Source organism: Stenotrophomonas sp. YJH_SMC_25 (genome assembly GCF_059369595.1).
This window is the reverse complement of record NZ_JCAFSV010000004.1, coordinates 90,692-102,445: the sequence shown is the minus strand read 5'-3', so window position 1 is coordinate 102,445 and position 11,754 is coordinate 90,692. Positions and strand designations below refer to the sequence as shown.

The window sequence follows — 11,754 nt, the reverse complement described above, 5'->3', positions numbered from 1 at the left end:
GCAGGAGTCCGGTCAGGTGTCAGGAGAAGTAGGTGCCGCCGTTGACGTCCAGATTCGCGCCGGTGATGAACGCCGCCGCATCCGAGGCCAGGAACACCGCAGCGTCGGCGGCTTCGTCCGGCGCGCCCTGGCGGCGCAACGGGGTGGCGCCGGCAACGGCTGTGCGTACTTCCGGCTTGGTGAATTCATCGTGGAAGCGGGTGGCGATCATGCCGCAGCACAGCGCGTTCACCCGGATACCCTTCGGCCCCAGCTCCTTGGCCATGGCGCGGGTGAAGGTCATCACCGCCGCCTTGGCGGTGGCGTAGATCGATGCGCCCGGGCCGCCGCCATCACGACCTGCCTGCGAGGCGAAGTTGACGATGGCCGCGCCTTCGCGCATGTGCGGCACCACCGCGTGGGTGGTGAGGTAGGTCGAGGTCAGGTTCAGGTCCATCACGGTGTGGAAGAACACCGGGTCGATGTCGGCCAGCGGCCGGCGCTGCACCATGCCACCGGCCACGTTCACCAGCAGGTCGATGCGCTCGCCGAACGCGGCCTGTGCCGCAGCGACCAGGCCGGCGACGGCCGTGGCATCGGTGACGTCGGCGCGATGCACCATGGCCTGGCCACCGGCCGCCTGGATCCGTGCCAGCGTTTCCTGGGCACTGGCCTCGTCATTGGCGTAGTTGATGCAGACGCGTGCACCGGCGGCAGCCAGCTTGATCGAAACGGCGCGACCGATATCGCGGCCACCGCCGGTGACAATGGCCACCTTGTCCTGGAACGACATGCGGAAAACTCCTTGGTTTGCGGGGGAATGAAAAACGTGGGCTCAACCGCCGCGGCGGTCGAGCTTCCGGATAGGGCCGGTCCACCACCACAGCGCGGCCAGCGACAGCGGCACCAGGGCGGCAACGAGGATGAAGATCGGGGCATAGGAGTGGCGGGTCAGCACCGGCACCAGCCAGGTGGTGATCAAGGTGCCGGCCACGGCGGCCAGGCCACCCAGGCCTGCCAGCGTGCCCACCGAGCGGCCGTCGAACAGGTCGCCCGGCAGGGTCTGGATGTTGCCGATGGCCACCTGGAAGCCGAACAGCACCGCAGCGATTGCCAGCACCGCCAGCAGCGGCTGGTTGGCCAGCACGGCACCCAGCAGGGCAGGAGCCATGACCACGCAGCCCAGCGTTATGGACAGCTTGCGGGCGCGGTCCACGCTGTGCCCGGCGCGTATCAGGCGCCCGGACAACCAGCCACCACTCAGGCTGCCCAGCATCGCGCCGACAAACGGAACCCAGGCGAACAGGCCGATCTGCTTGATGTCGAAGCCGAAGGTTTCAGCCAGGTAGATCGGCAGCCAGGACACGAACAGCCACCAGATCGGGTCCAGCAGGAAGCGGCAGGCGAGCATGCCCCAGCTCTGCCGGTGGGCCAGCAGCTCACGAACGCTGGCCTTCGGCGCCACCACCGCCTGTTGCCCGGCCTGGTCTTCCTGGATCAGCCGGCGCTCGGCATCGCTCACCCACGGGTGCTTGTCCGGGCCGGCGCGGTAGACAAACAGCCATGGCAGCAGCCACAGGAAACCGATTGCACCGACCAGCACGAAGGTGCCGCGCCAGCCCAGCCACAGGTACAAGCCGGCGATGGCCGGTGCGGACACGATCGCGCCGATCGACGCACCCGCGTTGAACACGCCTTGCGCCAATGCGCGCTCGCGCGCCGGGAACCACTCGGCATTGGCCTTCACCGCGCCCGGCCACGCACCGGCCTCGCTGATGCCCAGCATCGCCCGCACCAGGCTGAAGGACAGCATCGAATGGGTGATCGAGTGCAGGGCGATGGAGATCGACCACACGCTGATCGACAGGGCGAAACCCAGGCGCGTGCCGATCATGTCGAACAGGCGGCCGAACAGGAACTGGCCGGCGGCGTAGAACAGCATGAACACCGTCACCAGCAGGGCGTAGTCATCCTTGGTCGCGCCCACTTCCCTGGCGATTTCCGGCCACATCACCGCCAGTGCGTTGCGGTCGATGTAGTTGATGACCGTGGCCACGGCAATCAGGCCCACGATCAGCCAGCGCACGGCTGAACGCACCGGCACCTTGCGCAGCTTGGCCACCACCGCAGGGCCGTTCATTTGCCGTCACCCTTGCTGCGGTCCAGGCGCGCATGGCTGCCGTTCCAGCGGTAGACGTGGCCGTCGACGGTCACGCTGTGCTCGCCCTTGGCGCTGCTGTCGTCGGCCACACCCAAGGCGATGCGTGCACCGCTGGCCAGGCGCAGCTCGATCACCTCGGCATCGCTGCCGCGGGTGCGCACGATGTCCCTGATGCGGCTGTCGGCGCCGTGCACGTACTCGGCGGTGCCGTTGTACTCGCCATGCGGCTCCAGCACGCTGAAGAAGGTGACGTCCTTGTGGCCGTCCACGCGCTGCAGCAGGGCAGGCTCACGGCGCAGGTTGAATTCCGGATCGTTCGCACCGCTTTCCACCAGCAGCGCCTGCGCCGGCGCACTGCTGCCGAAGCGGTAGGTGTAGAAGCGCCCGTCCAGCAGCCACGCCAGCGACCGCGGCTCGCTGCCGGGTTTGCTGCGTGCATCAAGCCACAGGTGCTGGTAGCCGTTGTCCTTCCCCAGCACCGGGCGCTGGCTGGGGAAGTGCTCGGCCTCGAAGCCGGTGGTGACGATGTGGCCGTTGAAGTGCAGCGGCAGGTCGTAGCGCGCGGCCTTGTCGCCGTGCACCTGCAGCAGGTCCAGCACCACCGGCAGGCCCAGGTCCGGGTGGCGCAGCAGCGCCTGGGTGCGGGTGAACGCCACGCCGGGATAGGCATCGCGCATCGTTGCCGAGGCAATCTGGGTATCGGCGTCGGCCTGGAAGAAGCGCACCTGCGGGGCATGCGCCTCGCCACGCTTCCAGTCGCCGTTGAAGTGGCTCTGCTCGTCCACCACCAGGGTGTTGTGGGCCACGGTCTGCTTGGCCCAGCTGCGGTTCTCGGCCAGGTAGATGCCACCGCGCTTGGCTTCCACGTTGAGGAAGCGGGCGGCGCCGTAATCGGTCACCACCGGGTTGCCGTTGTCGTAGAACAGCCAGTTGAGCTTGTCGAAGTGGCCGTGGCCCATGCCCTGCATCGTGTCCTTCTGCACCAGTGCCTGGCCGCGTTCGCCGTTCATGCGCAGGATCGCCAGGCCGCCGCGGTCGCCGTCGGGGCCGTCGCGCAGCAGCATCGGGCGGTAGTCGAAGGGCTTGGCCTTGTTGGCGGCCAGTGCCTGCGCCACCTGCAGGCCTTCGGGTGACAACAGCAGGCGCTTCTGCTGCTCGGCCACCGACAGCAGGCGGTCATCACCGGTGCGCGCATAGGCGATGCCGATGCCGGCCACCAGCTCTTCGGTGTCGATGCCCTTGTCCAGGATCGCATCGTTGATCGGGAAGAACAGGCCGCCATAGCTGGACTGCACCAGCACATCCACCGCCTTCAGCAGCACGCCATCGCGACGCGCGAAGATCTTCCGCTGCGGCTCATTGCGTTCGATGGCGTTGGCGAACAGCAGGAACGGCGCCAGTGCATAGCGCTGGTAGTAGGGGCCTTCCTCGTAGTAGCCATCGGGCGAGAACAGCAGGTCGATCTGCCGCAGGAAGCCGAACTTGTCGTCCTTCTGGCTGCCGCGCAGGGACTTCTCCACCAGTTCCTGGTCGCGCAGCACGTAGCCGGTCATGCCGGTGGCGGCCACCGCCCACGTGGCGTGGTTATGGATCTGGTCGTAGTTCTTCGGCTCGCTGACGAGGAACTCGGCCATCGGCCGGAACACCTTCGATTCGATGGTGTTGCGGTCCTCGGCGGACAGCACGTCACGGATCGCGTCATAGCCCTGGATGGCGTTGACCAGCCATACCGAATCGTTGAGCACCTGCCAGAACACGCGGCCGGGAATCTGGCCCCTGCCTTCCGGGTGCGGGCCGAGCGTCGGGTACAGCTTGGCATACTGCAGCAGCATGTCGCGCGCGTAGTCCACGTAGGCCCTGTCGCCGGTCAACCGGTACAGCGTGCCCGCCGCCAACAGTGCCTGGTAGTTGCGCTTGTGCTGTTCATGCGTGCGCCCGCCGCCTTTGTCCCTGGGCACCGGCACGTCGATACCGGCCTTCATCATCTTCTTCAGCGTTGCCTCGGTGCGCGCCTGCTCCTTGGCGAACCACGGGTAGCGGCTGCCTTCACTGGCCATCTGCTGCCACTGTGCGGCGGTGACCAACACCGGTGCGGCTTCGGCCTGTCGCGCGACGGTGGCCGGAGCCGCCAGCAGCGGGGCCGGCATCAAGGCAACGGGACAGGTCAAGGCCAGGGAGACGAACAGCGGCTGCAACCTCATCGATCAACTCCATTGCGGGTGCGTGACAGGGCAACTTCGCCCACCTTGGGATACCAGGCGACGCCGGTCGCCTCGCGCGCGGTCATCGCCAGGGCAGGATCGGCGCCCACGGCGGGCAGGGCAGGCGTGGCCACCCACAATCCGCTGGCAGCCTGCTGCAGGCTGACGCCACGGCCCTCTACGCCACCCGGGAACACGGTGCTGGCTGCCGGCGACTGCACGTTGCCGCTGAAGTCGATGCCGGCCAGCGAACTGGCGGCAGTTGGTGGGTTGCTGCTGTTGCGGTTGACGATCAGGTTGCCGGTGAAGCGGCTGCTGCTGGCGGCGACCACGATGCCTTTGGCTTCATCGTGGCCGACGCCGAAACTGATCTTCGCCACGTCCACGAAGGTGTTGCGATTGATCGTGGCATTCACCACAGGCGCATAGCCGGACAGCGGAGGACTGGCCTGCGCATCCATCACCGCCAGTGCCGAACGGTTGCTGGACCCGGCCAGCCGCTCGAAGTAGTTGTTGCTGACGGTCTGGTCGGCGTTGATGATGCGTACGCCGCCGGTGCCGGCCTTGTCATCGCCGAGGAAGACGTTGTCGATCACCCGGTTGCCGTTGCCATGGCGCAGGGTCAATGCGCCGGCCGAACGGTAGAACACGTTGCCGCGGTAGGTGTTGCCGCCGGACTTGTTGCTGATGATCTCGGTCTCGCCGTCGCAGCCTTCGAACCAGTTGTTCTCCACCGTGCTGTTGGAATCGCTCAGTGAGCTGTCGCTGGTGCCGACGCGGATCGTTTCGCCCCCGTTGACGCCCAGCGCCGGGCGCGGCCCGAACCAGTTGTGGTCGATACGGTGCTGGTTGTCCAGGCCCTGGGTGGCATCGCGCACCACCACCACGGTCGGCCCGGCGTTGGTCTTGCCGCGCAGCTGGCTGTGATCCAACCGGTTGTTGCTGCCATACAGCGATACCCAGTAGTCCTGGTCGCTGGCATCCGGGTTGGTGTAGTCATCGATCACCAGGCCGGTGACGCGGCTGTTGCTGGCGACTGCCTTGCTCGACTCGCGGAACGCCACCACCGCATCACCCGGCGCATAGCCGTTGCGGAACACCAGGTTGGACACCTGCAGGTAGTTCCCGGCCAGGCGCAGGTCCGAGCGTCCGCTGAGGACGACCTTGCCGGCGGTCTGCGCGCGCAGCACGATCGGTGCGGCTGCCGTGCCCTGACCCTTAAGCAGCAGCCTGGCATCGGTCCAGGTGCCGTCAGCCAGCACGATCTCATCGCCAGGCTGCAGCGCCGAGGCGGCGGTAGTGAACTCCGCGACATCGTGGACGAGCCAGCTGGCTGCACTTGCTGCTGAAGTGGTCAGGCACATTGCCAGACCAGTGGTCAGGCAAAACGGCCATGAATCATTGGATCGGTGACGCGCCAGCGAGTGAATGCGCATGAAATCCTTCCAGGGACGGCCGGGCCGTCGTTTCAGGGTGGGCCTGCATACCACTTTCGGGTCTGTTGTAAGCCAGCTTTCGCGCAAAGTCATGCTGCATGAGCACATTAAATTGCGATCAAGTGGTATGGATCAAAGGCATTTGAACAATCGCATACCAATTGGTTGACATTTTCATGTCGCCGTGCCGAAGCTGCGTCCCACGCCTGGCATGCAGGCGATCCTTTGGGAGGAGGAAACCATGCGGCGACCCGCCGGAGCAGTGCACAGCATCTCGTTGTCCCCCACACCCCTGATCGTGGCGCTGCTCGCCGTGCTGGCGGGGCTGCCCACGGCCCAGGCGCAATCCGGCAAGGACGCGGCAGGGCAGGATCCCACCACGCTGGACCAGGTGCAGGTCACCGGCATCCGCGAATCGATGCAGAGTTCGATCAACAAGAAGCGCGATGACACGGTCATTGCCGACGTGCTCTCGGCCGATGACATCGGCGACCTGCCGGCGCCTTCGCTGGCCGATGCGATCGAGACCCTGACCGGCGCCGCTTCGACCCGCGACAAGACCGGCGCCTCGGAAATCTCCATCCGTGGCCTGGGTGCCTTCCTCAGCAGCACCAACTTCAATGGCCGCGAGATCACCAACGGCAGCGGCGACCGCTCGGTGAACTTCAACATGTTCCCCGCCGAGCTGATCAATACGGTGGCCATCTACAAGACCCAGCGCGCCGACATCATCGAAGGCGGCGTGGCTGGCACCATCGGCCTGGAAACAGTGCGCCCACTGGAGTACGGCAAGCGTGCGGCGCAGCTGGACCTGCGCGGCAGCTGGGCCGAGTATGACAAGAAGTACCGCGACGACGAAGGCATCGGCTATCGCGGCACCGCCAGCTACATCGACCAGTTCGAGTTCGGCAACGGGCAGAAGCTGGGCATCTCGCTGGGCTTCCAGCGCCTGGACGGCACCGACCCGGAAGAGAGCATCACCAGCGGTTCCACCTGGTATGCCTGCGATGGCACGCAGAACGTGGGCAATGCCAACTGCAATGAAGTGTCCGCGCAGGCCATCGCCAACGGCGCGCCGTACTACCTGGTGCCAAGCAGCCGCATCTACCGGCTCAAGCAGGAGCGCAACGACCGGCAGAGCGAGTTCGCCGCATTGCAGTGGCGGCCCAATGACGTGGTTGAAGTGAACCTCGACTTCGAACACACCGAGCGCAACTGGTACGAGAACCGCAGCGACCTGAGCCTGTCCAACGCCCGCCGTGGCATGACCCGGCGCGAGGTGGACGAGGACGGCATCGTGCGCCACCTGCATGGCAGCACCTCGATTGATTCCACCTCAAACCGCTACTGGCGTGGCGAGGAGTACACCGGGGGTGGCCTGAACCTGATCCTGCGACCGACCCCGGCCTGGGAACTGTCCACGGATCTTTCGTACTCGCACACCAATCGCCTCGACAGCGAGCGCATGACCCGCCTTCGTGCCAACCAGCGCGACGTCAACAATGCCATCGTGCCGGGCATCAGCAGTGGTGCCACCGGCTACGTGGACTATGACTGGGACTGGCACGGCGAAGTGCCCAGTGTCGCGCTGGCGCCGAACTTCGACCCCAACAACTGGGACGCCTACACCGGCGCGGCGCGCGTCACCTCCAGCGCAACGGAGAACGACCACAGGATCAAGGCCCGCCGCTTCGATGCCAGCTTCATGCCGGAGTCCGGCTTCTTCACCCGTATCAAGGGTGGCGTGCGTGCCAGCCAGGCGGACTACCGCCTGCGCGACAACACCCTGGTAAGCGACTACGACCAGCGCGTGGCGGCCGACAAGGCGAAGATCATCGCCGCCAACCAGGCCTGCCGCGCGCCGTTCCCACAGGATGACTTCATGGATGCCGCCAGCGGCAACACGATCTCCTCGTGGGCGTACTTCGATCCGAACTGCCTGTACCAGTCGTTCCGTGGCAGCCTCGACAGTGGGTTGGATCCGGGTTTCCAGGATCCGAACAATGTCGATATCACCGAGAAGACACGCGCGCTCTATCTGATGGGGGAGTTCAGCAGCAGCCTGTTCGGCTTGCCGGTGACCGGCAACCTCGGCCTGCGCTGGGTCAAGACCGATGTTCGCTCCGAAGGCGTGCGTACCGGGCTGCGTATCGAGGACAATGGTGACGGCACGATCCGCCTGCAACCCACCGGTGCGTACAGCACGCAGGTGTTCAAGGCGGGCAACGACAAGCTGCTGCCCAGCCTCAACGCGGCCTTCGAACTGCGCCCGGACGTGTTGCTCCGGGTCGGTGCATACCGCGCGATGTCACGGCCGGACATCGCCGCGCTGGGTGCCGGGCGCACCATCAACGTGAGCAGTGATGCCACCTACGGCAATCTGGCCGACGCGCTGGATGACATCAGCGCCAGCGGCAACCCCGCCGCGCAGCCGCTGATGTCCTGGAACGGCGACCTGTCACTGGAGTGGTACCCGAACCCGGACACGATGCTGGCCGGCGCGGTGTACTGGAAGCAGTTCAACGGCGGCACCGCCACTGCGCTGGTGCCGGAGACCTACACCATCGACGGCCAGAGCGTGACCGTGCCGGTACGCCAGCAGGTAACCACCGACGAGGACAGCACGCTGACCGGCTTCGAGCTGACCGCCACCCATCGACTGTCGTACCTGCCCAAGCCGTTCGACGGGCTGGGCTTCAAGGTCAGTTACAACTACGCCGATGCCGACTACCGGACCCAGGACTCGCGACTGGGCGAGCAGCTGGCCAGTGACGGCACGATCATTCCGGCGATCGTGCCGCCGGCGGGCCTCAGCGGCTTCTCGCGGCACGTCCTGTCCGGCTCGATCTACTGGGACGTCGGGCGCTTCAACATCCAGGCCATCGGCAAGTTCCGCTCGCACTACTACCAGGACTTCACCGGCAACACCGCACAGCAGAACCGCTACTACGATGACAACACCAGCGTGGACCTGCGCCTGCGCTATCGGGTGAACAAGCAGTTGTCGCTGTCGCTGGAGTTGATGAACCTGACCAACGAGCCGCGCGTGGCCTACCAGCCGCTTTATGGGAACTTCCGCGAAGTGGTGACCTACGGGCGGCGTGCGTATTTCGGTGTACGATACAAGTTCTGAACAGGGCGGCGCGGCCAGTGGTCGCGCCGTCGCTCCAACCGGACCCTTGCCGGCCGCGGTGGCAGGGCAGGGACCGGGAAGGAATCGCCAAGGGTCAGCCGCATGTCCGCCAACCGCCTTTACCAGACCATCGCTGCCAAGCTCCGCAAGCTGATCGAGGACGGCGAATTCCCGCCGGGCTCGCGGCTGCCGGGCGAGCGTGAACTGGCCGAACGGTTCGGTGTCAGCCGGGTCACCATCCGCGAAGCCGAGATCGCACTGGAAGCACAGGGCTGGATCGCGATCCGCATCGGTTCGGGCGTGCATGTGAAGCCGCGCCCGACGCAGGCGCCCGGCGGGCTGCCGGATGTCAGCGCCTTCGACCTCACCGCTGCCCGCGCGGTATTCGAGGCCGAGGCCGCCGCTCTGGCGGCAAGCAATCTGGATGATGCCGGCATTGCCGAGCTGCAGGCGCTGGCCGAAGCGCTGTGCCGTCGCGACCTGAGCGACGCGGAAGCCGGCGAGTACGACCGCCGTTTCCACCTGGCCATCGCACGGCTTTCCGGTAACCCGGTGGTGGAGTTCTTCGTGCAGCAGATCTGGCGCATGCGCAGCGAACTGCCGCGGGTAACCGAGGTCTATGCACGGGTCTGCCATGATGATGGCGCCAGCCGTGCCGACGAGCACATGGCGATCTTCGAAGCCCTGCGCGCGCGCGATCCGGTGGCCGCGCGCAATGCGATGCGCCATCACTTCCAGCGCCTGTTCGAGGCCATGCTGCAGGCGACCGAAAGCCAGGCGCTGGAGGAGATCCGCCGCCGCACGCAGCAGGACCGCGAACGGTTCATGGCCACGACGCGTATCTGAGTAACGGCGTTTCCAGGGCCGCCGGGGCGGGTCAGGACGCTGTGACGTGCGGGGAATCATCCTTGCCGGTGCCGACGAGCGCGAAGTAAGCTCTGCTTCGTCGACGAGGGGGACACCATGTACGCAAGGATCGCGGCAGCTGCGCTGCTGTGTATGACGGCCCTGCCTGCGTCGAGCGCCAACCGCGGCTCGACGGTGATGGAGGATTACGCGGCGGCGCTGAATGCCCGCGGGCAGATTCTGCAGTTGGATACCGGTGATATGTTCGGGGAGAGGATCGGGCTGTTTACCGGCTCGGTGGAATTCCTGCAGACCGACGTCGACCTGCCGGGCAACAGTGCGCTGGAGGTGGGCATCAAGCGGCGCTTGGTGGCAGGTGCGCAGGGCCGGCAGGGATTGGGCATGTTCGGGGTGTGGGACCTGGCCCTGCCCAGGGTGCATGGGACGTTCAGTACTCAGGGTGGATGGAAGAATTACGTGGTGGCCGAGCCGCTCAACCGCTGTTCGAAGTTCACCCCGCCTCCAACCGAGATCGTCACGGTGAAGGCACAGACGCCGACGGGGCCGGGGACATTCACCGAGTACTTCAACTCCGACGAGTTCTGGCATGGAACGCAGCTCTACCTGCCAGAGACCGGTGACGAGGATCTACTCGCGCAAAGCAACGAATGGCCCGTGCCGAGTACAGGCCATGCCTACCCGATGCGAACCAAGAGCGGCAATGTCATCCGCTGCGTCGCCATGGACGACGGGGCGGGTGAGGGCTTCGAAGTCACGACGCCTGCCGGCATCACCTACACGCTCAATCATATGGCCAGCCTTGGCAGCGGACCGCCATTGATCAAGAAGGGATACTCGCGGGGAAACTTCGGCTCGGTTACGGAGTTCGAGTTCGTTCTTTTCCGGCAGGAGTTCCATATTCTTCCGACCAGTGCCCGAGACCGGTTTGGAAATTCGGTGACCTACACGTGGGATCCGGCAAATCCACGGCAGTTGCTGCGCATCGCAGCCAACGATGGCCGCACCGTCGATCTCGAATGGACGGCTGGATCGCCCAGCACGCTGCCAAGCGAAGTGAGCGCGGTCCGTGCGGGCGGGAGGACGTGGACCTACGGTACCGTGGTGGGTGGCTACAAGGTCACCTTCCCGGACCAGTCCTACTGGCAGACTACGGGGTTCAACGTAGGCACCATGGGTGCCGGTGCCGTTCCCGCAGAGCGGGGTTTCTGCCGGAATCCGGGTGTGGTGACCTACGGCCATTCCGGTTCGATCCGCCATCCCAGTGGTGCAGTGGCGAAGTATCGCTTCGAGCCGACGCTGCATGGCCGCTCGTGGGCGCGTTATGGCTGCAGTATGCCCGACAGCACCGGTAGCGGGTTCCTCGACTCGATCGAATACACGCCCGCCAGGTACTACACGTGGTCGCTGGTTTCCAGGACAGTCACCGGGCCGGGCATCGACCAGCCTTATACGTGGGCCTACAGTTACGGCCCGGCCAACGGGTGCTATGCCGACGGCAGCAAGGAACTGTGCCAGGCGAATTCGCCGGCCACTAAGTGGGTGGACGTCAAGGATGCAGAGGGTGTCACCACCCGGCACACCTTTGGCAATCGATTCAATGTGGACGAAGGCTATCTGCTTTCCTCGGTCCAGCCGGGCCGCGCCACCACCCTCAGCTATCAGCTTGACGCTTCCGGCAGCTATCCGGCATTGGCCGGGCGACCGGCATATCAGCGTTCCAGCGGAATCATCGCAGCCAAGCAGATACCGTTGTTGCAGAAGGTCATCGAGCAGGATGGCGTACGCTACGTCTGGAAGGTCAATACGTTCGACAGCATGGCACGACCTGTGTCCATCACTGAAGCCAGCCAGCCCGTGCAGTAGGCGTACGATGTGGCAGGACAGGGGCCGCAACGCGGGCAGTGGCACGTGCTGGATTGCCCCGCCGCGCCCTGTTCGCCCTGGAAGAGGGAGCAGCAAGGACGAAGGCACTACACC

7 protein-coding genes are annotated in these 11,754 nt (G+C 65.7%); 3 read left to right on the top strand and 4 right to left on the bottom strand.

Going from position 1 to position 11,754, the window contains the following annotated elements:
- Positions 1 to 19 precede the first annotated feature (19 nt).
- Genes AC5P7E_RS07020 through AC5P7E_RS07005 form a run of 4 tightly spaced genes read right to left on the bottom strand, consistent with a single transcriptional unit; the run spans position 20 to position 5,777 of the window.
- The gene (locus AC5P7E_RS07020; protein WP_005413520.1) at positions 20 to 772 is read right to left on the bottom strand and encodes an SDR family NAD(P)-dependent oxidoreductase; all 753 of its coding nucleotides are present in this window, start codon (positions 770 to 772) and stop codon (positions 20 to 22) included.
- Between the two features lie 42 nt (positions 773 to 814).
- Positions 815 to 2,119: an MFS transporter gene (locus tag AC5P7E_RS07015; RefSeq protein WP_024956790.1), complete on the bottom strand. Its 1,305-nt coding sequence runs from the start codon at positions 2,117 to 2,119 to the stop codon at positions 815 to 817.
- Positions 2,116 to 4,341: an oligoalginate lyase gene (locus tag AC5P7E_RS07010; protein ID WP_114618369.1), complete on the bottom strand. Its 2,226-nt coding sequence runs from the start codon at positions 4,339 to 4,341 to the stop codon at positions 2,116 to 2,118. The genes AC5P7E_RS07015 and AC5P7E_RS07010 overlap by 4 nt, the downstream gene beginning before the upstream one ends.
- Entirely contained in the window at positions 4,338 to 5,777 is a 1,440-nt protein-coding gene (locus AC5P7E_RS07005) for a polysaccharide lyase 6 family protein (RefSeq protein ID WP_114618370.1), read from the bottom strand. The genes AC5P7E_RS07010 and AC5P7E_RS07005 overlap by 4 nt, the downstream gene beginning before the upstream one ends.
- 241 nt (positions 5,778 to 6,018) lie before the next feature.
- Between AC5P7E_RS07005 and AC5P7E_RS07000 the strand changes: the two genes are divergently transcribed.
- From AC5P7E_RS07000 to AC5P7E_RS06990, 3 genes are all read left to right on the top strand, one after another.
- Positions 6,019 to 8,910 (top strand): TonB-dependent receptor, encoded by a 2,892-nt coding sequence (locus tag AC5P7E_RS07000; RefSeq protein ID WP_242877807.1) that lies wholly within the window; start codon positions 6,019 to 6,021, stop codon positions 8,908 to 8,910.
- A gap of 102 nt (positions 8,911 to 9,012) precedes the next feature.
- Positions 9,013 to 9,756, top strand: coding sequence for a FadR/GntR family transcriptional regulator (locus tag AC5P7E_RS06995; protein ID WP_005409753.1), 744 nt, complete (start codon positions 9,013 to 9,015; stop codon positions 9,754 to 9,756).
- Between the two features lie 117 nt (positions 9,757 to 9,873).
- On the top strand, positions 9,874 to 11,640 hold the full coding sequence (locus AC5P7E_RS06990; RefSeq protein WP_114618372.1) for a wall associated protein: 1,767 nt from the start codon (positions 9,874 to 9,876) through the stop codon (positions 11,638 to 11,640).
- Positions 11,641 to 11,754: the final 114 nt, after the last annotated feature.